Source organism: Pedobacter psychrodurus (assembly GCF_032678585.1).
Lineage (GTDB): Bacteria > Bacteroidota > Bacteroidia > Sphingobacteriales > Sphingobacteriaceae > Pedobacter > Pedobacter psychrodurus_A.
Genome location: NZ_JAVTSN010000003.1, coordinates 13854 through 38464, shown reverse-complemented (window position 1 = coordinate 38464; position 24611 = coordinate 13854). Strand labels below are relative to the sequence as shown.

Annotated in this window: 22 protein-coding genes; 10 read left to right on the top strand and 12 right to left on the bottom strand. The window is 37.3% G+C overall.

Annotation, left to right across the window (positions count from 1 at the left end):
• Positions 1-38: 38 nt before the first annotated feature.
• Positions 39-1094, bottom strand: coding sequence for an MBL fold metallo-hydrolase (locus tag R2S57_RS02600; RefSeq protein ID WP_316843550.1), 1056 nt, complete (start codon positions 1092-1094; stop codon positions 39-41).
• A 595-nt stretch (positions 1095-1689) separates the two neighbouring features.
• Here R2S57_RS02600 and R2S57_RS02595 point away from each other — a divergent pair.
• A complete protein-coding gene (locus R2S57_RS02595) occupies positions 1690-2706 on the top strand; it encodes a LacI family DNA-binding transcriptional regulator (RefSeq protein WP_316843549.1) in 1017 nt (338 codons plus the stop codon).
• A gap of 25 nt (positions 2707-2731) precedes the next feature.
• Here the strand turns inward: R2S57_RS02595 and R2S57_RS02590 are convergent, their stop codons facing one another.
• Positions 2732-3667, bottom strand: coding sequence for an AraC family transcriptional regulator (locus R2S57_RS02590; protein ID WP_316843548.1), 936 nt, complete (start codon positions 3665-3667; stop codon positions 2732-2734).
• A 103-nt stretch (positions 3668-3770) separates the two neighbouring features.
• On the opposite strand from R2S57_RS02590, the gene R2S57_RS02585 reads away from it, so the two are divergent.
• Genes R2S57_RS02585 through R2S57_RS02570 form a run of 4 tightly spaced genes read left to right on the top strand, consistent with a single transcriptional unit; the run spans position 3771 to position 8354 of the window.
• Positions 3771-5846, top strand: coding sequence for a TonB-dependent receptor (locus R2S57_RS02585; RefSeq protein WP_316843547.1), 2076 nt, complete (start codon positions 3771-3773; stop codon positions 5844-5846).
• Between the two features lie 26 nt (positions 5847-5872).
• Positions 5873-6946 (top strand): HmuY family protein, encoded by a 1074-nt coding sequence (locus R2S57_RS02580; protein WP_316843546.1) that lies wholly within the window; start codon positions 5873-5875, stop codon positions 6944-6946.
• 39 nt (positions 6947-6985) lie between these two features.
• The gene (locus R2S57_RS02575; protein WP_316843545.1) at positions 6986-7297 is read left to right on the top strand and encodes a hypothetical protein; all 312 of its coding nucleotides are present in this window, start codon (positions 6986-6988) and stop codon (positions 7295-7297) included.
• Position 7298: 1 nt separating this feature from the next.
• The gene (locus tag R2S57_RS02570) at positions 7299-8354 is read left to right on the top strand and encodes a hypothetical protein (RefSeq protein ID WP_316843544.1); all 1056 of its coding nucleotides are present in this window, start codon (positions 7299-7301) and stop codon (positions 8352-8354) included.
• 528 nt (positions 8355-8882) lie between these two features.
• On the opposite strand, the gene R2S57_RS02565 is transcribed toward R2S57_RS02570, so the two are convergent.
• From R2S57_RS02565 to R2S57_RS02550, 4 genes are all read right to left on the bottom strand, one after another.
• Positions 8883-9062, bottom strand: a complete 180-nt coding sequence (locus tag R2S57_RS02565; RefSeq protein ID WP_116249844.1) for a histone H1 — start codon at positions 9060-9062, stop codon at positions 8883-8885.
• A gap of 182 nt (positions 9063-9244) precedes the next feature.
• Entirely contained in the window at positions 9245-9829 is a 585-nt protein-coding gene (locus R2S57_RS02560) for a biliverdin-producing heme oxygenase (RefSeq protein WP_316843543.1), read from the bottom strand.
• Positions 9830-9915: 86 nt separating this feature from the next.
• Positions 9916-10335: a response regulator gene (locus R2S57_RS02555; RefSeq protein WP_316843542.1), complete on the bottom strand. Its 420-nt coding sequence runs from the start codon at positions 10333-10335 to the stop codon at positions 9916-9918.
• Positions 10336-12549: an ATP-binding protein gene (locus R2S57_RS02550; RefSeq protein WP_316843541.1), complete on the bottom strand. Its 2214-nt coding sequence runs from the start codon at positions 12547-12549 to the stop codon at positions 10336-10338. It lies immediately after the preceding gene.
• 147 nt (positions 12550-12696) lie between these two features.
• Between R2S57_RS02550 and R2S57_RS02545 the strand changes: the two genes are divergently transcribed.
• Entirely contained in the window at positions 12697-13065 is a 369-nt protein-coding gene (locus R2S57_RS02545) for a response regulator (protein WP_316843540.1), read from the top strand.
• A 4-nt stretch (positions 13066-13069) separates the two neighbouring features.
• On the opposite strand, the gene R2S57_RS02540 is transcribed toward R2S57_RS02545, so the two are convergent.
• The 3 genes from R2S57_RS02540 to R2S57_RS02530 are packed head-to-tail and all read right to left on the bottom strand — an operon-like array spanning position 13070 to position 14438.
• On the bottom strand, positions 13070-13876 hold the full coding sequence (locus tag R2S57_RS02540; protein WP_316843539.1) for a mechanosensitive ion channel family protein: 807 nt from the start codon (positions 13874-13876) through the stop codon (positions 13070-13072).
• A 22-nt stretch (positions 13877-13898) separates the two neighbouring features.
• Entirely contained in the window at positions 13899-14051 is a 153-nt protein-coding gene (locus R2S57_RS02535; protein WP_316843538.1) for a hypothetical protein, read from the bottom strand.
• An 18-nt stretch (positions 14052-14069) separates the two neighbouring features.
• Complete coding sequence (locus R2S57_RS02530; RefSeq protein ID WP_316843537.1) at positions 14070-14438, bottom strand: STAS/SEC14 domain-containing protein; 369 nt, start codon at positions 14436-14438, stop codon at positions 14070-14072.
• 141 nt (positions 14439-14579) lie between these two features.
• On the opposite strand from R2S57_RS02530, the gene R2S57_RS02525 reads away from it, so the two are divergent.
• Complete coding sequence (locus tag R2S57_RS02525; protein ID WP_316843536.1) at positions 14580-15698, top strand: alpha/beta hydrolase; 1119 nt, start codon at positions 14580-14582, stop codon at positions 15696-15698.
• Between the two features lie 317 nt (positions 15699-16015).
• Here R2S57_RS02525 and R2S57_RS02520 read toward each other — a convergent pair whose 3' ends face one another.
• Positions 16016-16786 carry a Ku protein gene (locus tag R2S57_RS02520; protein ID WP_316843535.1) on the bottom strand — a complete coding sequence of 257 codons (771 nt, stop codon included), beginning with the start codon at positions 16784-16786 and terminating at the stop codon, positions 16016-16018.
• Between the two features lie 130 nt (positions 16787-16916).
• Between R2S57_RS02520 and R2S57_RS02515 the strand changes: the two genes are divergently transcribed.
• On the top strand, positions 16917-19187 hold the full coding sequence (locus R2S57_RS02515; protein WP_316843534.1) for a glycosyltransferase: 2271 nt from the start codon (positions 16917-16919) through the stop codon (positions 19185-19187).
• A gap of 132 nt (positions 19188-19319) precedes the next feature.
• Here the strand turns inward: R2S57_RS02515 and R2S57_RS02510 are convergent, their stop codons facing one another.
• Positions 19320-20786 carry a glycoside hydrolase family 130 protein gene (locus R2S57_RS02510; protein ID WP_316843533.1) on the bottom strand — a complete coding sequence of 489 codons (1467 nt, stop codon included), beginning with the start codon at positions 20784-20786 and terminating at the stop codon, positions 19320-19322.
• Between the two features lie 155 nt (positions 20787-20941).
• Here R2S57_RS02510 and R2S57_RS02505 point away from each other — a divergent pair, with 155 nt between their 5' ends.
• Positions 20942-22033 carry a HAMP domain-containing sensor histidine kinase gene (locus R2S57_RS02505; RefSeq protein WP_316843532.1) on the top strand — a complete coding sequence of 364 codons (1092 nt, stop codon included), beginning with the start codon at positions 20942-20944 and terminating at the stop codon, positions 22031-22033.
• On the opposite strand, the gene R2S57_RS02500 is transcribed toward R2S57_RS02505, so the two are convergent.
• Positions 22019-23122, bottom strand: coding sequence for a metallophosphoesterase (locus R2S57_RS02500; protein ID WP_316843531.1), 1104 nt, complete (start codon positions 23120-23122; stop codon positions 22019-22021). The genes R2S57_RS02505 and R2S57_RS02500 overlap by 15 nt on opposite strands.
• A 249-nt stretch (positions 23123-23371) precedes the next feature.
• Here R2S57_RS02500 and R2S57_RS02495 point away from each other — a divergent pair, with 249 nt between their 5' ends.
• Positions 23372-24574: a DUF763 domain-containing protein gene (locus R2S57_RS02495; RefSeq protein WP_316843530.1), complete on the top strand. Its 1203-nt coding sequence runs from the start codon at positions 23372-23374 to the stop codon at positions 24572-24574.
• The last annotated feature ends 37 nt before the right edge of the window (positions 24575-24611 follow it).

Sequence of the window (24611 nt, the reverse complement as noted above, 5' to 3'; positions counted from 1 at the left end):
GAAATTAAACACCTTACCAGGCTTATTGTTTAGTTTTATTATTTAAGCCACCAATTTTCGCTAGGCATATATTCATTTAAAACTATTGTCTCGCCTAATTTTGGGATTACTAAAGGGAACTGTTTTGCTGCAGCCGCTGCCACTATTCTCTTAATCGGTTCATCCCAGGGGTGCATGGCCAGGCTAAATTTACCCCAATGTACTGGCATTAAAACCTTTGCTTTTAGGTCGATAGCGGCCTGAACCGTTTCTTCCGGAAACATGTGGATGTATGGCCAATAGGCGTTATACTGTCCACATTCTAACAAGGCCAAATCAAAAGGACCAAATTCTTCCCCTATTTTGGCAAAATGTGTATCATAACCCGAATCTCCACCCAAAAACAGTTTACAGTTGGCGGTTTTTAGTACGAATGCCGACCAAAGTGTTTGGTTTCTTTTAAATTTCCTTCCGGTAAAATGCCTTGCCGGTACAGCGGTAAATTCCAGGCCGTTAAATGAAGTAATCGATTGGTTCCAGCTTAATTCATTGATTTTTTCAGCCTTAATCCCCCATTTCTCTAAATGTTCTCCTACGCCTAGCGAAGTAATAATTGTTTTAACTTCTGGCGCAATTTTAAGTATACTCTGATAATCAAGATGATCGTAGTGATCGTGGGTGATCAATAAAATATCAATATTTTTAAACTGTTCTGCTTTTACCACATCTGTCCCCTTAAAAGCTTTGCTTCCTATGAAGGAAAATGGTGATGGGGTAATGCTAAAAATCGGATCGACCAAAATCCTTAGTCCATCTACTTTGATCAGATACGAAGAATGTCCAAACCAAATGATTTCTGGAGTAGCACTCCCTGGTTCGCCCGCTATATCAGGCGTTACAAATGGAAGTGCTTTATCTGGCGATTTGTTGGGATGTTTTTCGAAAAGGAAAGCTTTTAAAATCTTAAAAAAACTTACTCCTTCGGGCTGCATGGGTGTTACCGACTGGTTTTGTAATGCACCATCGCGGTAATTGGGCAATTGATGGATTTTCTCCAACCTTAACCCCCTGGGTAAACGGCCAAAAACCGGTAGGCTTATTATAATGAGGAACATTATAACGATAAAAAGTAAGACGTATATCACGATCATTTTTAAAATAAAAAACCAAAGTAGGAATATGATTTTAAAAATGATGCCTGGCGGTTATATATGACTTATGGATTACTTCTTATCACATTATAAATAAAAAAGCTCCAAAATTTGAGGCCTGTTAATAACTTTTGGAATTGCTCCATTTAAAGAATTAAGTTATAAAAATGAGTAAATTTTATACCTTTACAACTGGGTTAAACATATAGCTTAGATAACTTATTGTACCTGCTTGCAGGAAAATAACCCAATTTAGCGAGGAGTGGTACGAACACTTCTCGTTTTTTCGTTTAAATACCCCTCCAAATTGAGGGGCATTTTGTTAATCATTTGGGGTTTATTTTTATGATGATATCAATTTCATTATTTGGGTCGCAAAAAATGCTTAGCATTATAAATTCCCTAAGCTAATTCTTAGCACATTATGCCCTGATTCCTCATCGAATGTATTGATATTTATACCGTGAAGGAAAGAATTGAGAAAAAAAAACAGCGCAAACGTTTGATTAATTTTGTAATATTACATATTGAAGAAATTTAATGTAGTTTAGCAGTTACAATGCAATCGAAACCAACCACCATTAAAGAAATAGCCAGAATTTTAAACATTTCTCCTTCGAGTGTTTCCAGGGGATTGCACGATCATCCCAGTATTGGAGCGGTAACGAGAGAGAAAATTAAACAGCTGGCAAAGTCTCTAAATTATGAGCCTAACAACGCTGCAATCCTTTTTCAAAAAGGGAAAACCTATACTATTGGCGTAATTCTACCAGAACTTTCCGAGCACTTTTTTTCCATTGCCATTTCAGCCATTGAAGACGAAGCGATTAAAAAAAATTACACGGTTATCTTTGCGCAATCGCATGATAACTATGAGCAGGAAGTTAAACTCGTTGAAAAGATGAAAAATCAGCGGGTAGATGGTTTATTGGTGTCCATCAGTAAGGATACTTCTAAGTTCGACCATTTTGAGAAACTGAATTCTTTTAATATCCCTGTGGTATTTTTTGATCGGATACCCCCTTTTAAAAATGTGCACTATGTAGCCTGTAGTTTAGAAAGTGCTACAATTAAAGCGGTTAATTATTTGCTCAAAAAAGGACATAGAAGTATCGGGATGATTAACGGACCAACTACCTTATATGCCAGTGAAGAGCGTAAAGATGGTTATATGCAGGCCATTACCTTTAACCGCTTAAAGTTCGATCCCTCGTTGGTGGTAAACTGTGATTTAACCGAACAGGGAACTATTGAAGCTGCCGACCAATTCTTAAACCATAAAAGAAAGCCTACGGCAATTGTTACCTTTAACGATTATGTAGCCCTCTTTTTAATCAAATATTTCAAAAAGCTTAATGTTATTAATGATTTTGACGTGGTGAGTTATGCCAATTTACCCATTATCAGCTACTTAGATCATTCGCCTGTTGCATCGGTAGAGCAATACCCGTATTTGCAGGGACAAAAAGCAGCCAATATCTTATTAGATCTTATTCACAGTCCAAATTCCGAAAATCAGGCCTATTACAATACCATTGTAGAATCTGATTTAATCGTAAACGAGGTGAAGGAATAATATAAACAAACGTTTGCGCTGAGTTTTAATTTTTGTTTAAACTGCCTGGCAAAATTTGATACTTTTTTTTGAAGGCTGAAATAAAGTGTTGTGCGTTTTTGTAGCCTACCAGAAACGCAACTTCATTTACGGTTCTTTTTTCTTTAGCTAAAAAGTAGTGGGCTTTTTCCATCCTGATTTTGTACAGGTAGCCAAATACCGTGTGGCCGGTGATTTCTTTAAAACCTTTTTTAAGTTTATAATCATTTATCCCGGCTTTGCGCGATAGCTCCATTAACGAATTCGGCTTTTGTAAATCCTGTTCTACCAGTTGCTTGGCCAACATAATCTTGTTAACATCCTCTTGCTTTAGACTAACCGTTTGTTTTTCTTGCTTCTGGTTCATGTAAATGATGATCAGTTCAAATATCCTGGCCTCCAAAAATAAGCGCTTTACTCTCCCCTCATGTTTATGGTTAACCAAATGCTGCAGTATTAAACTGATTTCTGATGTGATCGATTCTTGTTGATTAGCCAAGGTAATATTGCTGAATTCGCGACCCGCGATTTTATAAAAATAGCTTTCTGTAAGTTGTATATAAACGTATCTGGTTTTCTCTGTCGCGCTAAATTTGATTGCGTTAATCTTTCCTGCATTAATATTTTGTTCGTTTTTGGAAAGCGATAGGCGATTATGCTGTAGCTGATCGCAGCAATAATGGATGGTACCATCTAAGCAAAACAAAAAACCAATGTGGTGGTGAGAAGATTCAAATAAAAAGTCTTCTGCCTGATCGGGATCAATCTCCACTATACTGATGTGGATGCCATTAAACCACTTTTCTTTTACTTTTAGAATGGTATTTTCTGTGCGAAGTACAGTTTTGATCTCATCAATATCTCTATCACCATCAAAATTATCTGGATAGCTGTTTTTGTAGAGGATATTTCCGTTTAGGTATGTTGAGAGTTTAAATTCCATAAATGATTTAATCCGTTTGGCGGTATTAATTATCCGTTTAACGTTATCTGCTTTTTGTGATTATGCACAAATTTGCACAATTATTTATAATTAGTCTAAATAAATGAAAATATATTTATCAATTGTCTTATCTCTTTGTGGATTTGTTACTGTGGCTCAAGAAATTAAAGTTGATACTACAAAGGCAAATGATTTAAAAGATGTAGTGGTTACGGGGCAATATGGTCCGCAAACTTTAAAAAATTCGGTATACAATATCAGAACCATTACAGCTGAGCGGATAAAACTCAGGGCGGCTACCAACGTGCAACAGATTTTAAATACAGAGTTGGGTTTCCGCTTTAGTAACGATTTAACTTTAGGCACTACTGATATTCAGCTGATGGGGATGACAGGCAGAAACGTTAAAATACTATTGGATGGTATAGCTATGGTTGATCGATCTGATACCCGAGAAAGTTTAAACCAGATCGACATCAATACCATTGAAAGAATTGAAATTGTAGAAGGGCCAATGTCGGTCGTGTACGGTGCAGATGCCTTAGCCGGGGTAATCAATATCATCACCAAAAATCCAGGTAAAAGATTATTAAATCTATCCGCCAGGATACAAGAAGAAACTGCAGGCGATGAATATGAGGCTTTATCGGGTAAAGGCAATCATACGCAGAATTTTAGTGCCAACTGGAAGAATAACCATTGGAGTATATTGGCAGGCTTTAGCTATAACGATTTTGGTGGCTGGAATCTGGCCAGTAAAACCGCAACAATAGACGAGATTAATGCTGTATCAAATCGTTGGAAACCAAAGGAACAATTTTTAGGAAATACCAAAATCGGTTATCGTAACAATAACTTTAACATCTGGTATCGTTTAGACGGATTGAAGGAAGATATTGATGTACGCAATGGACTTAATCCGAACAATTATAAAGGATTACTCCAAACCTATACCACACATCGTTATACGCAACAGCTTCAATCAGAATATAAAATCAGCAATAAGCTACAACTTTCTGCTATTGCAGGTTTTACCAAGCTTGATCGTGCTACAAGAACGGTTATTCATGATTTCAGCAATAATACCGAAGAATTATCAAACGGTGCTGGAGAACAGGATGTGGCGAAATTTAACGCGACTAATTTTAGGGCAACTGCAATTTATCGACTAAATAATTCAGTTTCATTTCAACCTGGCATCGAATACAGTAGAGATGCCGCCAGTGGACAAAGAATTAGCGGATCGCCGGTAATTAACGATTATGCAGCATTTATTACCGCTGAAATTAAATTGGGTGATTTGATCAATATCAGACCAGGCTTGAGGTTTATCAAAAACTCTATTTATGATGCTCCTCCTGTAATTCCATCTTTAAACGCCAAGTTGATCCTGACTAAAGACCTTGATTTGCGAGTGGCTTATGCCAAAGGTTTCCGCTCTCCAGCATTGAGAGAGTTGTACTATGATTTTGTAGATGCCAGTCATAATATTCTAGGCAATCCCAATTTAAAGGCAGAAGAATCAAATAGTTTTAACGGCTCACTGGTGTGGGCAGGTATTCGCAATAGCGATATCGAATTCCGTTCTACATTAACCGGTTTCTACAATCTGGTTAAAAACAGAATTGATTTTGGTTTCTCTCCTACAGATAATTCGGTAACTACACTGATCAATGTATCGAAATACAAAACCACAGGCGGTACTTTAGATAATATTTTAATTTATAAAAAGAATCTCCAGGCTAGTCTCGGCGTTTCTTACATTGGAAGGTACAACAATTTAAGCGAAGAAGGTAATCTCGAAACACCCGAATTTGCCTGGGCTACGGAACTCAATTCGAACATTACTTACACGTTTCCTAAACTGCGTGGGAGTATCAGTTTGTTTTACAAGTATACTGGTGCATTACCAAGCTATCAATTGACAACAGAAAACAGTGTCAGTACAGTAAAACTGGTAAAGATTGGCGATTTCCACACGGCTGATTTAATGCTGAACAAAAATCTGTTTAAATCTTTAACCATCAACGCTGGCGTTAAGAACCTATTCAATGTTACACAATTAACCAACAGTTCGACCGCCAGTGGTGGCGCACATAGTTCGGGTGGAGCAACTATTCCTTATAGCTATGGTCGTTCTTATGTATTGGGCTTAAGCTATAACCTGGATATACATTAATTATAAATAATATAATCACAATAAACATGAACAAATTTAACTTAATGATCACTATCGCATTTTTAGCGGTAACCTTTACAGCCTGTAAAAAAGATTCTGATGAACCTATTGTGGTTGTTCCACCATCAGATGGAAGTACTTTAACCCTTAGTGGATTAGTAGGTGCAGAAGCCGGAAGTGCCGCAGGTAATAGCGTTTATGTAGACTTTAGTGCTGATAAACAAACTTCAATAGCCAGATCTTCATGGGATTTAGGTTTTTACAGCGGGTCTGATTTCAGGGTTATTCTGAATAATACCACAGGGGCAGGTGCAAAAGTAGTTACTACTACAAACGCAAGTCTTGCTACAGTAGGTGAAGTCGATACTTTGGGTTTAAGACTAGCGGTTAATCAGGCAGATCCAGCAAATACTGATTTTGCTCATTTTGATGCTATAAATGGTAACCTTTCGAATACAGTGGTTCCAGCAGTTTCTGCTACAGCCGCTGATAACAAAATTATTATTTTGAATCGTGGTACCGGTGGTGGCATTACAGCAAGATCGTGGATCAAACTTAAAGTAACCAGGAATGCATCTGGTGGTTATACTTTACAGTATGGTAAAATTAAAGAAACTACAAATTTTACAACTATAGATATTCCAAAAGACGGAAACTTTAATTTCAAGTTTGTGTCTCTTACAAATGGAGCGATTGTTAATGCGCAACCAGAAAAAGCAAACTGGGATTTAGAATGGACTTATTCTGTGTACCAGACTACTTTTTCAGGTGTATTAGTTCCATATAACTTTTCTGATCTGGTTTTTATTAACAGTTTAGGCGGTACATCTGCTGCAGTTGTTAGCATTACAGATTCAAAAACTTATGCGTCATTTTCGGAATCAAACATTGCTGGAGAAACGTTTTTAACAACCAGGGATGCAATTGGGTCAGGATGGAGAAGTACACAACCTGCTACAGGTGTGAACACGAAAGTTTTTTATCTAATTAAAGATCCTGCCGGAAACGTGTACAAATTGAAATTTATTTCGATGGGTGCCGGTGATGCAGGAACTCGTGGTAAACCTGTAATCGAATATAAATTGGTTAAAAAAGGATAAAATAAAAAATAATTTAAATAATAAATCAATAATCTATCTATGAAATCTAAATTAAAATTGTCCATTAAGCAAATGGGAACAGTTGCTTTATTTGTCAGCATGGCTTTTACAGGTTGTAAAAAGGATGAGACTAAAATTGAACCTGTAATTCAGACAACAAAAATATCTGAGGCTGAGTTCTTAAAACTTCTTCAGTACATATCCATAACAACAGGCGCACCAAAAGAAGAGATTGTATTTGATGAAAAGAAACAAGAATTTGTTGTTTATAAATGGTTTCATAAAAGTTTAGCCGATGCCCAATTGGAACATGACAAAGCAAACGAGTACATCGCAACCTATGAGAAGTAATATGAAAAAACAGCTTCTTGTTTTGTTGGCTTTCATAGTGTTGGCTTTAACATCAAATGCACAAGTTACTTTGCAAACGTTCCAAATAGGACAGAACTATCTACAAAATAGTAGTACGCTTAAAATACCCAATATTGCAGTTGCGACTCCATTTAAATTTATAATTGTTACAACAAGGGGTATATCCTCTTCTGGTGGATATGTTTCAGGTAATTGTAAAGTTTCTTTATATTATACTGAAAATCAAAGTGCAGATTCTAATATTCCGGATGATCCATCCTCTGTATTAATGAAGACAGTTAACATCACATCTTCAAATTATAATCAAAGCCAAGCTATATTGGCAGATATTGACGCATCATTGCCACCTAATAAGCAAAACGGTAAGCTGGTTTTGAGATTTGAATTCACAGACAACCAAAATATTAACCGAGTGAGTTATTCTACAACTCGCTATAGTATATATGTTGTTCCACCACAGGTTGTTGTTACAATTACAAATAATATAATTAGTCTTTATAATAACGGAGTGAATTACCCAAGTACTATTGGTTCAAAACCTATTATAAGTCCAAATGAAACTTATAGTGAATCATATGAAATTAAAAATGCCAATGGAGTTTTCGAAACTGCATTAGCTAATGGTTACATTATTTCAGGGGATGAAGTAAATGGGGGATTTATTACTGGTATAATGGCAGTTACTAATGGGGGGACCTATAGAAGGGTAATAAATACTAGGTCTGGTGCGCGAAGTTATAGTAATGAGATTGTCGTTCCCCCGAGTCCAACAGCAACACCAAATACATACACCGTAACAAAAACGGAAGTATTTGATAACAATGGATTGTTAATAGGAAATAAAATAAAGATAATTCTAGATCATCCTGATAGCAATATTAGATTTAGAGCATTAATTTTTGGAGCAGAAGATCCACAAAATACTCCGATAAATAGCAATTATGAATTTTTCATACCCTATATAGATACAATTGTAGCAGCAGGCTTAACTTCTAATGCTGGTAATAATTTGAATATTACACCTACTTGGAAATAACTTATCTTTTATTTTCCAAAAACAATAAATAAAAAATATGTTTTGTTAGTTGGATAAAAGCTCTCCGCGATGGGGAGCTTTATCTTTTATAGGCCAGGCCAGAGACTTACGAAGTCTGATGGGACCAGAAGCCAGATAGACTTCGTAAGTCTAGCCCAAGATAAATCTCTCCGCTCTTGCAACAGGCGGGCATTCCGCTTCACTTCAGTCGAGACGAAGCTTTGTGTAAATCCGTCATACTGAACTTGTTTCAGTATCTATCATGCTAAAAATTGAGCTAAGCTAGTAAAAAGGACCCTGAAATAAATTCAGGGTGACGTTTGGGGAGACTTACGAGGTTTAACAACAAACGGATCGTCATTTCGAGCGGACCCGATAGCTATCGGGTGCAACATAGCCGAGAAATCTATCGTGGCAGATCTCTCCACTCCGCTATGCTCCGGTCGAGATGACGACATTTTTTTATGTTATAAACGCAAAAAGGGCCCTGGCATACCAGAACCCTTTTTGTTTCTTACTCGCGAAATATTATTTGCCAGTATTTTTCTTGTCAGTTACTTCTGCACGGATTTCTTGTGCTAAAACTTTAAGATCTTGCATTGCTTTACGCACACGAGTACCAGCAGCTGCATTGCCAGCATTATAAAATTTTTCTACATCTGCTTCAATCGCAGCAACAGCAGCTTTAACTTTTGAGAATTTTTCCATCGCTAATTGATGTTTTTAAGGTTTAAAAAATTTATTTTTTCAATAATACATATTTACCTTGAATTAACAACAGAAAGCAAATATTTATTTGAAAGAAGTTTTGCACATTTACACAATCAAAAAAATGCCCTGGCACTATTATAGACGTATTTTTTTGATTTTCAGGATTAAATTCCCGTTACTTAGTTGAGTTGTTTCGACAAGTTGATCAGGTTGCTGAAGGATTGATTTGCGCTATTTACACAACGTTCATAATCTGCTTCTACAACACGCTCATTTAATACAGAAACAAATTTTTTCCATTTTGTACTGAGCTCTTCCCCATAAACACCATAGTAATTTAAACCGCCATCGTGATCTTTGAAATTTGGATTGGCTAAAATATGCCTTTTAATGACGTTTCCGCCCAATGTTGCCCCTTCCAGCACGTATAAAGCCCCCAAAACTTCAGCCGTATTTTTCTGAGGCACAAAGAGTTCAAAATTTAAGCCTGGTAAAGTTAAACTATCAATGTTCCAGTAATTTAGATCTTGTTCCAGCGCAGAAAGTTTTAACCTGCTGTTCATTTCTAACTCCAACCCAATATCTGCATCGAGCATATTGGCCAGGGCATTTTCTAATTTTTGGTGAATAATGTAATTGATGGTCAGTAGTTTTTTATATTGATCAATGCTTAAAGAATTGTTCATAATCTCGTTTACAAACATCAGCGATTCTAAAGCTTTATGGTTTTCGGCAGTTTCTGTTCTCAATAAATTGGCAATCATATCAGGAGGTTTTATTTTAAAATGTTCTAAAAAAGAAAAGATTCGGATAATAATACCCGAATCTCTCTATATTGTTTTATAAAAATCTAATTTAACCTTAGATGTTGGTTAAACCAAAAATCGTGCACCGAATGTACGCATTTAACCAGATTTTCGTAACCATCCGGTTTGGTTAAGTAAGCATTGGCGCCAAATTCTATCGAAGCTTTCACATCATCCGGATTATCGGAGGTAGAAAACAAGATTACCGGTATTGTTTTTAGATAAGGAATATCCCTGATACATTTTAAAAGGTCCAAGCCAGATAAACCTGGAAGATTCAAATCTAGCAAGATCAGTTTAGGCTTGGTTTTACTGTCTACAAAATTCTGTAGTTTTTGCAAAGCTTCTGCCCCATCTTCAACTATCGTTAGATTTAGCGTATCTTTAACTTCCTGTACGGCACTTTGCATAAAAAATGCATAGTCTATATCGTCTTCAACGTAAAATATATCTGGCGTTTTCATTTATCTGTTTTTAAAAGCTACATAAAAGGTAGAGCCTGCGTTTAACTTACTTTCGAACCAAACTCTTCCGTTGTGTTTTTCTACAACCCGCTTTACAATAGCCAGTCCTACCCCTGTTCCCTCAATATCCTTAACATTGTCCATGCGTTTAAAAAGCTCAAAGACCCTGTCGTAATACCTGTTATCAATTCCTATACCGTTATCTTTAACTGAATAAATAATCTCTCCCCCATCAATATACGCTGCAACCTCAATTTTGGGTTTATCCACCATTGCAGAGTATTTTACAGCATTGCCGATCAGGTTTGTAAATAACTGTACAATCATTGTTTTATCCCCTTTTAAATTAGGTAATTGGCCTAAAATCAGTTCGGAATTGTCTGCTTTAAAAGCCGTCCACACTTCGTTCTTTATTTCTTGTAACAACAAAGGCATGTCAACTGTTTCAAAATTAATTTCAGAACGACCTACTCTCGCTAAATTCAGGATCTCTTTAATGAGGAAATTCATTTTATCGGCGCCTGTTAAAATGCGTGTTAACATTTTTTTGCCATTTTCATCGATGCTTTGGTTTTTGAGCATCAACTCGGCGTAGGTTTTAATGGATGTTAAAGGTGTTCTCAGATCGTGCGAAATGGTATAGCTAAAAGTATCCAGTTCTTCATAAGCTGCCTGAAGTTTTTCGTTCAGCTGTCTGATCTCGTTTGCTTTTTTATTGATATCGGTGAGGATGATTTCCCTAATCCTTAAAACAGATGCTACTTCTTCTGCCAACCACTTTTCGGAAGTATTGTTCACCACTTCAGACCAGATTTCGAAAGATTTTCGTGGCGATAAACTTAACAATCCATTTTCTGATGAGGTTGCAGGTTTATCCGGATTACCCGCCCAATTTACATTCGTGATGATTTCGGGCTTAAACCAGATGATCATTTCGCCCAGTTCTTTATTTAAAATACAGGAAAGAATACCTGATGCCGTTGATTTATATTTTTTGGCAGGTAAATGGATCTCCGGCAAACGATGGGTATAATATATAGATTCATCATTTGTATTTCTTAACCAGTCTCTAAGTTCCCATATTTCGTCGTCAGCAGGAACATTACCGATGGTTTTAAGCTCATTTTCAAAGATAATAGCCACACCCGTTGCCTTGGTTACATTTAGAATACTTGTTTTGTGTCCGGTTATGGCTTCAATCAAGTATTTGTCGCGGCTTAAATGATCTGAGAGTACAGTGGCCGTATCTTTAAACTGCTGGATCACTTCTGCGTCTTCTTCTTCCTGACGGTATTCTAATGCTGAAGAAAGGATCTGTCCGATCAGTTTTGAGCCTTCCCTAGCCTTGTAATCGATAAATTTAGGGCTATAGTTATGGCAGGCAATTAGTCCCCACAATTCGCCGTGCGAGATGAGGGATATGCTAAAACTCGAATGCACGCCCATATTTTTTAAATATTGAATATGGATAGGCGAAACAGCACGTAAACCACCGTTTGTCAAATCGAGCGGTTCGTTTTCTTTAAAGGTAATAATCGGTGAATCATCTCTATTTACATCGGCTATTAACCGGGTAAGGTTCAACTTATACAGTTCCCGTGCCTGTTTAGGAATATCGGAAGCGGGATAATGCAGACCAAAAAAAGGCTCTAAATTAGCTTCCTTTTCTTCTGCTACAACCTCACCATGCCCATCATCTAAAAATTTATAGATCATGATCCGATCGTAATTGATCAGTCTCTTCACCTCCAGTGCAGCACCGCTTAATAACGCGGAAATACTTTTGCCCTGAAGCATAGATGAAGCGGAGCGCCCTATAGAACTTTGGATATCGTATTGCAACGTTACCGGTTCAAATTCCAACAACCAATCGCTTTTTGAGGAAGAGATAATCAGGTAAAAGCGATTGCCATCAATCTCGATGGGATGCGGACTAATGGCATCGAAGCTTTTTCTGATAATGCCCAATTTTAACAGGTCTTCAATATTAAATTCAGGATCCTGTTGCTTAATAGAGTTATTTAAAACAGAAATATTTTTGTCCAATAAGGTTTTGGCAGGTTCTTTAAAAAAATCTTCTGTGTTTTCACTTAGATAGCTAATGGAGAGGCTGTTTTTATCAACAGCGATAAGAAAGCCATGTGATTGAATCTTACCAGGTATATGGATGGGTTCTTTATCGCAATTGGTTAAGTCTACAGAAAATTTAGTCATATTGTATGTTGATATTGCAAAAGTATTAGATTTAACGGATTAACAAATATTAAGCCTATTATTAGAATGACTCTAATTTGATAATTTTGGTTTTTGGATTTGTTATTTATTATATATTTGTTTGAAATTTAAACCATCATCCCAAACTTGGCAAAGAAGAACATTTTGGTTATCGAAGATAACCATGCAATCCTAGATGTTATTACCCTTATTTTAGAAAGTGAAGCTTTCAATGTTGCCGGACTAAACAAAGGAGCAGATTTTATTAATCATGTTCAGGAATTTAAACCTGATGTGATTATTATGGATATTATGCTTCCTGATGTTGATGGCAGAACGCTCCTGAAAGAACTTAAAGATACCCAGATTACCCAGCATATCCCTGTCTTAATGATCTCTGCCCGTTATAATGCAAGTAATTATGCATTAGATGGTATTGAAGCAGATGGGTTTATGGCTAAGCCATTCAATATCGACGAACTGATGGATAAAATTTATGCCCTATTGAGGAAGTAATTTTTTAATCTGGCATTCCAGGTAATTTTATTCCTCCAAGCTTTAAGTTTTTCATCAGTACTTCCAAAAATGATAGTTTGGTATCTGTAAAACCGTGGGCTTTTACCCAAATGTTCAAACTTACTTTAAATCCATTATCTTCTAAAGCAGATACACCCACTCTTCTTTCAGGCGTTTTAAGGCATTCTTTAAACCCGTCAACTGTTTTATTGAAAATAACAACAATCTGCTCGTAATCGATCCCATAACTGAATTTCATTTCAATATCCAGTCTTCTGCTTCCCTCCCTGCTTATATTTATAATTACCTCGTTCGATAATTTACCATTTGGGATTACCACCGTCCTATTATCGAAAGTTTTAACAATAGTATAAAATATCTGTATCGATGTAACGGTTCCTTCCTGGCTTTGCGCAATAATATTATCGCCGACTACGAAAGGTTTCAATAACAAAATAAGCACGCCGCTAGCAAAATTTTGTAGCGTACCCGACAAGGCCAATCCAGCTGCTACACCCATACCGCCAATTAATACCGTTAAAAAGGTAAGCTGAATGCCAATGATCTGCATTACGGTTAGCACCAGTAAAATTCTAAGCGTTATAAGCATTAAACTGGTTAGGAAAGGTCTTAACGAAGGGTTTACATCTTTGCGGTGCATCCCCCCCTGCATCCATGTACCTAATAATTTAATTAACCATAAACCTAAAATAAGGATGACTACACCTAAAATTAAAGAAGGTCCTTTATCAATAATCCAATCGTAGGCTTTATTATAAAAATGGTCGATATTAACAGCATCGGCTTTCATAAAAATGGGTTCTTTTTAACATTTAGGGTTTTTTATTTTTACCGGGAGCATCTTTGGTTACATTTACTTTCTTTGCATCCTTGGCTGATGTTACCTTATCATCAGCTCCTTTTGCCTTTGTGTTTTTAGGTGCAGTAGCCTTGCTACTTTCTTCCTGTGTTTTAGAATTTTTCATGATCTGTTTTCTTTATGGTTAGTCTTCGGTATCAAGCCAGGCTGTAGCTTTTTCTATTTCTTCGGGTTTAAAACCTTTTGATTTGCCTGGTGTGGCTATGGTAAAAATATCGGTAAACCATTCGACTCCTTTTTCGGTACTTACCACAGCAATCTTTTTCCATTTGGTAAAGTTTTGCAAACCGGCTTTGGCATCTTGTACCCAAGCGCCTGCAGTAAAATTCTTTACGTCAGTTTCTAAAACAAGCAGATATCTGATTTCTTTAAACCTTTCTGCCGTTCTTTTTAAACCAGTCAGTAATACGTTTTTTATATCATCACCGGTTACTTCTCCGGTAGCTCTTACGCCAAAAATATGGTCTGGCAGTCCTGTTATTTCTGTTAACATATTTAGTTTTTATATAGTGAACACCTAAATTCATCAAGATGTTTGTGATTTGGTTAAATTCTGAAAAGTTGTAAGCGCATAAAAACACTTCTCTAACCGATCGTGTTATAGAATATATTTAATAACAAAAGAAATAACCCTATGAAAACCAATCTATTAAAATTATCTACACTTGTTTGTGGTGTAGCGGTTTCGCTCGCTTCTTGTACGGGTGGAACAAAAACAACAACTACAACCGATTCGATAATAACCGATTCTACTGCTGCTGCAGGATTAAAACCTGCAGGTCCGGCGCCTGAATGGGGCAAAACCATTAAGCCTGAAATGCAAACGGTAATTGAGAAATTAAACAGTTATGGCGATCAACCCATCGAAACGCTGAGTGCTACCGATGCACGTAAAAATCATACACCAACCGATGCCGTGATGGATTTGGTAAAACAGAATAACATTACCGTTCCTACACCCAAGGTAGATACCATGGGAAAGGATATTGACGTTAGTGGTGGAAAAATCCATTTACGCATATACACACCAAAAGAAGGAAGCGGTCCTCATCCCTTAATTGTGTATTACCATGGAGGCGGTTTCGTAATAGCCAATTTAGATGTGTACAATGCATCAGCACAAGCTTTATCGGAGCAGGTTGGCGCGATAGTGGTTTCGGTAGCCTACCGTTTAGCACCTGAAAACAAATTCCCAACAGCACATAACGATGCTTTTGCAGCATACGAATGGGCTGTGAGAAATGCGGTAAGCTTAAAAGCTGATCCAGCTAAAATTGCAGTGGTTGGCGAAAGTGCTGGAGGAAACTTAGCTGCAAATGTATCTATTATGGCCAGGGATAAACATATCATGGTTCCGGTACACGAAGTTTTAGTTTATCCGATTGCTCAGGCAGATATGAATACGGAATCGTATAAAATGTATGAAAAAGCAAAACCATTAAATAAAGCCATGATGGGCTGGTTTACTGAAAAGTATTTAAATACCATGATAGAAGCACAGGACTCAAAAATTTCATTGGTGAATGCTAACCTGAAAGGTTTACCCCCAACAACTATTATCACAGCAGAAATAGATCCCTTACATGACGATGGCGTAATGCTTGCTGATAAATTAAAATCCGCTGGTGTAAAAGTGGACAGTAAAAACTACGAAGGTGTAACCCACGAATTCTTTGGAATGGCCATCCTGGTCCCAGAAGCAAAAGCTGCTCAGGCTTATGCTGCAGATCAATTGAAAGCTGCGTTTAAATAAAAAAAACTGCATTGGAGTGCTTAACCACTCCAATGCAGTTTTGTATAGCGTTTGGCGCAAAGCGTTTTACTTCATGCTCAGAACGAATTTATGAGGCAATTCCTTATTTTTAACCACAGATGGGCACACCTGCCCGACTGGTCAGGCGGGGATAAACACTGATTTTCATATCCTTGCATGAACGGCAAGGCAGGTGTGTTCATCCTTTTTATCTGTGGTTAAATTATTTTTTTATTGTGCTTATGATTAATTTAACAACCATTGTTGCAAAACTAATGTTCATGTAAAGCTGTGGCTAACCCATAACTTCAAACCAATTACGCTCCTTTTTTGGAACCTAAACTTTGCATCAGTTGATCATAAAGATCATCGCTGGTGGCTTTTTGAGGTTTCATCTTTTTAACCGTAGCACGTTTTCCTTTGGCTTTTGCTTTAATAATCTTTAACAGTTCCAAGCTATAATCATCTTTAAAAGCACTTAAATCGAATTTAGAGCTGTATTGTTTGATCAGGGCCAAACCAACATCCATTTCTTTTTTAGTGATGGTGATATCATCGACCTTATTTATTTCGGATAAACTTCTGATTTCCTGTTCGAACCTGATTTTGGTCACCACGATGACATGCTCCATGGGATGGATAACGCAAAGATTTTCAGTATTCCTCAACACAAACCTGGCTACTCCAGCTTTGCCCGATTTCTCTAATGCTTTTAACAGTAGACCATAAGCTTTTTTACCCTGCTTTTCGGGTTCGGTATAATAGGAGGTTTCGTAATAAACCGGATTGATATCTTTAATGTCTACAAAGTTTTCCAATTCGATAATCTTGGTTTTCTCTGGAGCTGCCTCTTCAAAATCGTGTTTGTCCAAAACAATGTATTTATCCTTTAAAAAGTAACCTTTTACTATTTTCTCGTAGGGCACTTCTTTATGGGTGTTTTCATTTACCCTTAAAAATTTAATTTTGGCATGATCGCGTTCATCGAGCATATCCAGATCAAGATTACTGTTTTGGACACCCGAAAACAACTTAATCGGAATGTTTACCAATCCAAATCCAATCGAACCTTTCCATATTGATCTCATAACTTCATATTTACTTACTAACAAGCACCTAAAACAGATTGTTTTGGGTTTATTAAGCGTAAATTGAGGAAATCACAAACTATTTAGATAATACTATGTTATTTAAGTATCAACCCTATTTGAATTGCATATGAAAATCGCCTATATTTCAACCTATCCTCCCCGCGAATGTGGTTTAGCTACTTTTAATCAGAATTTGGTTAATGCTTTAAGTTTAAATCCTGCTTACGATTCACAAAAAAGTTTTGTTGTGGCCATGAATGAGTCAGACGATGTTAACGAACATGATTATCCGAAGGAAGTAAAGTTTATCATCCGCCAACAAAACCAACAGGATTACATTGAAGCTGCAGATTTTATTAACAATAGCGATATCGATAGCTGTATTATCGAACATGAGTTCGGTATCTATGGCGGAAATAGTGGTGTATTTTTGTTGTCGTTAATCAATAGGTTAAAAAAACCTTTCATTACCATTTTGCATACGGTTTTAAAGGAGCCAAATTTTATGCAACAAACTATCATTAAAGAGATTGCTGTTAAATCTTCTAAAATTGTGGTGATGAGCAAAAAAGCAGTACTGTTTTTAACCAGCATTTATCAGATTCCAAAATCTTCAATCAAATTAATTGAACATGGTGTTCCGGATCTGGAGCCTATTCCAAATAATGAAATTGCACAGAGCGACTTATTTAAAGATCGTAAAGTACTTTTTACCTTTGGTTTGATAAGCCGTAACAAAGGTTTAGAAACCGTAATTAAAGCATTGCCCAAAATTGTGGCGCAGCATCCTGATGTATTGTATGTGATTTTAGGAAATACGCACCCTGGAGTAGTAAAACACAATGGGGAAGAATATCGCGACAGTTTGAAAGCCTTAGCTAAAGATCTGGGTGTAGAAAACAACATTGCTTTTGTAAATAAATTTGTATCAGAAGAACAGCTTCATCAATATTTAACAGCTTGTTATTTGTACATCACTCCATATTTAAATGAGGCGCAGATTACCAGTGGTACATTATCTTATGCAATTGGTGCAGGTGCGGCTGTGGTTTCTACTCCATATTGGCATGCACAAGAGTTGCTGGCTGGTAACAGAGGTAAACTTTTCGACTTCAAAAACGATGCGCAATTGGCTTCAATTGTAAATGATCTTTTGGGTGATCAGGATAAATATCAAAAACTGAGACAAAATGCCTACGAATATGGGTTAAAACTCCGTTGGCCGGCCATTGGAGGCGTTTATCTTAAGGTATTGGATGAGGCTGTAGTTGATGGTAAAAAACCTGAACGGATTACCCCTCCCATTATCAATGTGGAAGGCATGCCCGCTTTAAATTTAAGTCATATTTCATTACTGACTGATGATACGGGCATTATTCAGCATGCGCGTTTTGGCATTCCGAATCTCAAAGAAGGTTATTGTATTGATGACAACGCCAGGGCGCTAATTATGGCATTGATGGCTACTGAGCAGGATAAAAACCCTGTGGCATTAAAGTTTATGCCGGTTTACCTCAGTTTTATTCAGTATATGCAAACAGATGACGGGAATTTTAGAAATTTCTTAAGCTTTAACCGCAATTATCTGGATGAGGTTGGTTCTGAAGATTCTTTTGGACGCACCATCTGGTCGTTGGGTTATTTAATTTGCGCCGCACCAAATAACTCATACCGTGAGTTTGGCCGGGAATTATTTTCACACTCTATTCCCCATTTTAAAGAATTGAAATATTTGCGTGGAAAAGCAAATACCATTATCGGATTATCTTATTATTTGTGCGCGCATCCGGGAGAGGAATTTATTGTTAAAGAGATTAATGCACTTGCCGATTCATTAATAGCTGCTTATAAAGAAAATAAAGATGGAGAATGGCACTGGTTCGAAGATATTTTAACTTACGATAATGCCATATTGCCACTGGCCTTGCTGCATCATTACGAAGTGACCGGAAATGCCACCTCTTATAAAATTGCGATGGAAAGCATCGCTTTTCTAAATAGTTTCTCTTTCGAGAATGGATATTTAAACCCGGTTGGAAATGCCGGATGGATGAAAAAACATGGTAAAAATCCCATTTACGACCAGCAAGCTTTAGAAACAATGGCCATGGTTTTATTGTATGCAAAATTCTTCGAGATTACCAGAGATGACCAATACCTGAATTTAATGCATATCAGTTACGAATGGTTTCTGGGTAAAAATAGCCTGCACATTCCTTTGTACGATTTTGAAACGCATGGTTGTGCAGATGGATTGCAGTTTAACAGTGTAAACAGAAACCAGGGGGCTGAAAGTACGTTGGCCTATTTTATTTCTCACCTGGCCATTCTTAAGGCGGCAGAAGCGGAATATGAAACCTTGTCTTCCCCCTTAGTGGAGGCGGATAAGTGTACTTAATTATAAATGTCTCGGAAATATTAAAGGCTGGTTTAGAAATGAACCAGCCTTTTTTATGCGTTTTAATTAAATTTCAGGATCTCCTTAGCCCTTTCATGACAGATGCTGAACCCGTTTAGCATGACGGATTGTTTAATCATTCTCCAATAACTTATTCAATAATAATTCCAGATTTACCGTGGCAAAAGAAGAACTATAATCGGATAATCCATAAGGAATAATTAATTCGCCATTGCTGATAATGGATCCGCATGAGTAAACCACATTGGGTACGTAACCTTCGCGTTCGTCGTTGTTGGGAATGATGAGCGGTTCTTTTAAATGGCCAATTTCGATACTAGGATCATCAAGATCCAATAAGCTCACGCCTATACAGTATCTTCGCATTGGTCCTACCCCATGTGTAATTACAATCCAGCCCTTATCGGTTTCAATAGGCGAACCACAATTGCCAATCTGTACCAGTTCCCAATCGTAGCGGGGCTGTTTTAAAAGGATCGGATTTTCCCAAACGTTTACTTTATCAGAAAACATCAGGTAATTGTTCCAGCCATCTATCCTGCTCATCATCACGTATTTGCCTTTAATTTTCCGGGGGAACAAGGCCAGGTTTTTATTCTGTGCACCATCGCCATAGAGAGGAATCACTTTAAACTCGTAAAAATCGTCGGTTTGTACCAATTTTGGAATAATCAATGAACCATCAAATGCAGTGTAAGTAGCATAATACAATACTTTGCCATCGTCCTTAATAAATTTCACAAAACGGGCATCTTCAATGCCCTTACGTTCGAATTCTGAAATCGGGAAAATTACGCGGTCGGAAATATCGGTATCTTTAGAAAAACTGATGGTATGGTAAGTATCTGATAACCACAATACCTTGTCGTATTCAATCAAACGTGCCGGATTTTCTTTATGCAGGCTTTTCGAGTCTTTAATGATATTGCTTAAACTGGTATACTCAAATTTATCATCCAGTTTTGATTCAATTTCTTCCAATACCGAAGGATCAATCTGCGCATAAGCTGCTTTTTTTAAGAACAGTTTTTTAACATAAATGGCATTTTTAACCACCTCAGCCTCATCAACATAATTCCCTACAGGTAAAACCTGGATGTTGTTGTTTTTATCGATCAAAGCCCGGCGGAAAACAATAGATGAAATGTGGCCTTCACCAACTGCCCTGAAACTGATGATGACCCGTTTCTCACCTTCTACAAGATCGGTCTGATCGGGATCGTCGACAATACTTGGATTAAAAAAAGCAGCCGATTCAATGGAATATTCGTGAGTAAAATAAGCACCAATTAATAACCTAGTATATTCATCTACATCCTCAAGTTCGGTACCCAGCGTAATAAATTGTTTTTTAAGTTTCTTACAGTGGCGCGTTAAAATTTTGGTAATGTTTCGGTGTCTTTTAGAATATTCCTGCAAAATTGGCGAGATCAGTGAAAACACTTTCTCGTCAGAGAACTCTAATACCTTCCTAATTACCTCTAATGCTCTTTCCTCTCCGTTAAAAAAAAAACGGGCAATCACTCTTTTCGTATCCGGGTTAACCTTAACAGGTTTACGTTCTATGTATAATCTCATTTTTTACGCTGTTTTGCTGGTAATTTAACGCTTTATCTTCTATATTATGCAATTATATATTAACGGAATTTACGACTTAATTGTTTATATTATTTATAGTATTGATCATAATCTTTACCTTTAATTCGTCATCCCAAATATTAATCAATCCTTAAATGCAGATCGAAAAAGCAGAAAATAGTACTCATACAAACGAAACCTTTGGCTTAGCAAAGCTGGTATATTATGAAATTTTAGATACTCCTAGCGAAAGTGCTTTTGATCTAATTGCAATGTTGGCTGCTGAAATATTTGATGTTCCGAATGCGGGTATTTGTTTTCAGGCGGAAGAGCAGTTTTTTTGGAAAGCTCAGATGGGATCAGCGGTTGAGCTACCACAAAAGGATGATGTACTTCCTTTTTTTACCTCCGTTTCTATAAAATCACCTGAAGGCTATGTTTTAGGTTTGATTTACGCCGCAGATTACCAGAAGAAAGTATCTACCGAACAGCAGTTGGGTATGTTGAAATTATTGGCTGATATGGTAACAGAAAAACTGGAAGCGAGGATAGCGATAAGGAGAACCTTTAGGGCTTATGATGACCGATTACATGTATTGGTTCATGATCTTAAAAACCCCATGACCACCATTTCGTTACAATCGGAACTTTTAGGCCGTATTCCGGGGATCGATGAAAAAGTGTCGTTAATTGCTGGAAAGATCAATGGGCAATCGAAAAGAATGATTGATCATTTAAATGATATTTTAAGTAATGCACGGAAAGAAAGCCACTCCTTTAAACCTAAAAAAACTAAAGTTGATTTAAATGAATTGATTAGAGCGGCAGCACTTGACCTGGATTTTAAGCTGATGGATAAAAATCAATCTGTTCTAATCGATATCGATAGTCCATCTGAAATTTTTGGAGATGGAGATAAACTCAAGATCGTTTTTAGCCAATTAATTGATAATGCGGTTAAGTTTTCGCCTAAAGGGAAGGAAATTAAAATAACACATCAAAGGGCCGAAAACGAAATCACCATTGCCATACAGGATAATGGCGTAGGTTTAACCAAAGAAGATATGGACAAAATTTTCTTAAAATTCGCCCCGTTAAGCGCTGTTGCTACGGACCATGAGAATACGTATGGCTTGGGTTTGATCACCGCTAATGCTTTAATCGATATCCACAAAGGGAAATTATGGGCTGAAAGTGAGGGGAAAGATATGGGGACAACCTTTTATATTACGCTACCCATTAAATAAGTTTTGATCAGCCAGATCGCTTAGTTTCATTTCTTCGAGCAAAATTCTTTCGGGAATGTTATTTTTATGGTACGACCATTTTATCAGTCGGGTCATGCCGTTTTCAATCTCGATCCCGGTAATATCACCATCACTAAAACAACAGCAACCACTGTTAAAATAGTCAGGTTTATACTTACCAAGGCGGGGTGCTTTATCTCCTTCTTTTATCCTTTTGTGAAGTTCCCCATTTAAAAACATCAGATCTTCAGTATTCTTTTCCTTTTTCGCTTTATCTAATTTCACATAGATCCTTTCGAGGTGAGTTAAAGATGCGAAAACAGGCTGGTGCGTATGTCCTGTAATTAAAGCCATATTGGGTTGCTCCGCAATCCAACTGTACATCATAGTATTATGGGCTGTTTTCAACTGGTTATCGTATGCGGGCGTATTTGGATTAATTTGAAGATAAGCCTGTAAAGGTGCCCAAATGGTACTCACAAACCATTTACTAAACCAGTTTCCATCACTTTGCAAATCACCCTGATGTCCGTGGGTGAGGAAAATATCAAACGGGCTTTCTCCAATAAACATCCTGAGTATCGTTCCTTCATAAATCCGGATTTTCTTGCCATAAATTCTATTCAGATTAAAGCTAGATAAAGGATCGTTGTCCCAATACAGATCATGATTGCCAAATATTTTGGTAAAACGGTCTCTTGTAATAAAGGCTTTTTCTGCTTCGAAGGTAGCTTTATTGTGTTTGATTACCGATTCCATCAAATTCTCCCAAAGTTCTTCGCTATCACCTAAGTTGATATAATGGAAATCGTGTTGATGGTAGTGTTCGAGGGCTTTGAGGTAGTTTTTTTCTGCGAGTGAAAAATCGTCAGCATAATCACGTGCACCTTTATGCTGATCGGATAAAATGATAAATTTATCTGTATCGGTGATTTCAAAAATAGGTCCCCGTTTTCCTGGCTCCTCATTGATGGTTTTATACAGAGTGCTTAAAGCGTCGTGAATGCGTTTTTGATCTGGTCTCGAACCAAACTTATTCGACATGCGAATAATCCAGGCGCCAAATAAACGTTGTAAGAGTTTTCGCATGTATAAAAAAGAGGCTTCGTCGGTGATATTTTCTCAAAATAACAAAAAATAACAAGAATCGTTTTATTCATTGAAGCTGATCCTGGTTGTCGCCCTGAGCGTAGTCGAAGGGCCCTTAATAATTAATAGCTAAATGATGTCAACAATCTGGTTAATGCGCTAAAGATTCATCATTGCATTCGATGACTATCTGATCAATCTGCAAATAAAAAGTATTGAATTAAGTATATTTTACTAAATTTGTTAGTATTGAAAAGATCAGGAAGCGCAGATTTACCCTTACATTATGGCCATGTACCACCTTGGCTGGCGCAGCGTATGGCTACCCTTGGCCTGGCAATAACCGAAGCGATATTATTGGAATATGGCAAAGCAGAGGTGATACGCCGCTTAAGTAGTCCGTTTTGGTTTCAAAGTTTGGGTGCAGTGATGGGCATGGATTGGCATTCTTCTGGTATTACCACTTCGGTGATGGGGGCTTTGAAGAAATCAATCAATCCCTTATCAAAAGAATTGGGCATTTATATTTGTGGCGGAAAGGGAAAACACAGCAGGGAAACGCCAAATGAACTTTTAAAGATAGCCGATAAGACAGGTTTAAATGGCACCGAATTGGTACGCGCCAGTAAACTGAGTGCAAAGGTCGACAATACGGCCATTCAGGATGGCTTTCAATTATATCTTCATAGTTTTATTTTAAGCAGCGACGGCGATTGGGCGGTGGTACAACAAGGCATGAGCGATAGCAGTTCGACCGCAAGGAGATACCATTGGCACTCTGAAAACTTGAAATCCTTTGTTGAAGAACCGCATACAGGCATTTGTGGCATCAATCAAGGTCAAATATTAAACCTTACTTCAAATGAGGCTGATAAGACCAGACAAAGCATGATGAACATTACTGCCGAATCGCCAACCAGGATGCTAACTGAAATACAAAAACTGGTGATGCCCAATCATCATGATGTAAAATCGAAAGATGTAGATCTAAAACGCCTGGGCAGTATTTTATGGCTTGCTCAAGAGAAGAGACCAGGTGATTTTGAGGAATTATTATTACTCGAAGGCATGGGGCCAAGAACCCTACAATCGATGGCTTTGGTAAGCGAAGTCATTTATGGTACACCCTCGCGATTTACGGATCCGGCACGTTATTCTTTTGCGCATGGCGGCAAGGATGGTCACCCCTTCCCTGTTCCAGTAAATGTTTTCGACGAAACCATAAGTGTTTTACAAAAGGGCATTGAAAAGGCGAAGATTGGAAATTCGGATAAGCAACAAGCCATAAAATCATTGCATCAAATTGCCCGCAACGCGGAGAAAGACTTTATCCCAAATATGGATTTTGAAAAGGTAATCCAAAAAGAGCGTGCTGAAAGTTGGAAATATGGTGGGAGAACTGTTTTTGGGAAAGAAAAACCACCCAGAGATGAACAGCTGAAGTTATTTTAAGTTTAAATTTTTGCCACAGAACGCACGGAATCTATTT

What these genes read in the sequence shown, in the direction of transcription:
- R2S57_RS02515 (WP_316843534.1), top strand. Translation starts at nt 16,917, where the DNA reads ATGAAAATCGCCTATATTTCAACCTATCCTCCCCGCGAATGTGGTTTA.
- R2S57_RS02600 (WP_316843550.1), bottom strand. Translation starts at nt 1,094, where the DNA reads ATGTTCCTCATTATAATAAGCCTACCGGTTTTTGGCCGTTTACCCAGG.
- R2S57_RS02590 (WP_316843548.1), bottom strand. Translation starts at nt 3,667, where the DNA reads ATGGAATTTAAACTCTCAACATACCTAAACGGAAATATCCTCTACAAA.
- R2S57_RS02595 (WP_316843549.1), top strand. Translation starts at nt 1,690, where the DNA reads ATGCAATCGAAACCAACCACCATTAAAGAAATAGCCAGAATTTTAAAC.
- R2S57_RS02535 (WP_316843538.1), bottom strand. Translation starts at nt 14,051, where the DNA reads ATGAAAAATTCTAAAACACAGGAAGAAAGTAGCAAGGCTACTGCACCT.
- R2S57_RS02520 (WP_316843535.1), bottom strand. Translation starts at nt 16,786, where the DNA reads ATGAGATCAATATGGAAAGGTTCGATTGGATTTGGATTGGTAAACATT.
- R2S57_RS02560 (WP_316843543.1), bottom strand. Translation starts at nt 9,829, where the DNA reads ATGATTGCCAATTTATTGAGAACAGAAACTGCCGAAAACCATAAAGCT.
- R2S57_RS02550 (WP_316843541.1), bottom strand. Translation starts at nt 12,549, where the DNA reads ATGACTAAATTTTCTGTAGACTTAACCAATTGCGATAAAGAACCCATC.
- R2S57_RS02505 (WP_316843532.1), top strand. Translation starts at nt 20,942, where the DNA reads ATGCAGATCGAAAAAGCAGAAAATAGTACTCATACAAACGAAACCTTT.
- R2S57_RS02500 (WP_316843531.1), bottom strand. Translation starts at nt 23,122, where the DNA reads ATGCGAAAACTCTTACAACGTTTATTTGGCGCCTGGATTATTCGCATG.
- R2S57_RS02565 (WP_116249844.1), bottom strand. Translation starts at nt 9,062, where the DNA reads ATGGAAAAATTCTCAAAAGTTAAAGCTGCTGTTGCTGCGATTGAAGCA.
- R2S57_RS02585 (WP_316843547.1), top strand. Translation starts at nt 3,771, where the DNA reads ATGAAAATATATTTATCAATTGTCTTATCTCTTTGTGGATTTGTTACT.
- R2S57_RS02525 (WP_316843536.1), top strand. Translation starts at nt 14,580, where the DNA reads ATGAAAACCAATCTATTAAAATTATCTACACTTGTTTGTGGTGTAGCG.
- R2S57_RS02555 (WP_316843542.1), bottom strand. Translation starts at nt 10,335, where the DNA reads ATGAAAACGCCAGATATATTTTACGTTGAAGACGATATAGACTATGCA.
- R2S57_RS02510 (WP_316843533.1), bottom strand. Translation starts at nt 20,786, where the DNA reads ATGAGATTATACATAGAACGTAAACCTGTTAAGGTTAACCCGGATACG.
- R2S57_RS02580 (WP_316843546.1), top strand. Translation starts at nt 5,873, where the DNA reads ATGAACAAATTTAACTTAATGATCACTATCGCATTTTTAGCGGTAACC.
- R2S57_RS02575 (WP_316843545.1), top strand. Translation starts at nt 6,986, where the DNA reads ATGAAATCTAAATTAAAATTGTCCATTAAGCAAATGGGAACAGTTGCT.
- R2S57_RS02540 (WP_316843539.1), bottom strand. Translation starts at nt 13,876, where the DNA reads ATGAAAGCCGATGCTGTTAATATCGACCATTTTTATAATAAAGCCTAC.
- R2S57_RS02570 (WP_316843544.1), top strand. Translation starts at nt 7,299, where the DNA reads ATGAAAAAACAGCTTCTTGTTTTGTTGGCTTTCATAGTGTTGGCTTTA.
- R2S57_RS02530 (WP_316843537.1), bottom strand. Translation starts at nt 14,438, where the DNA reads ATGTTAACAGAAATAACAGGACTGCCAGACCATATTTTTGGCGTAAGA.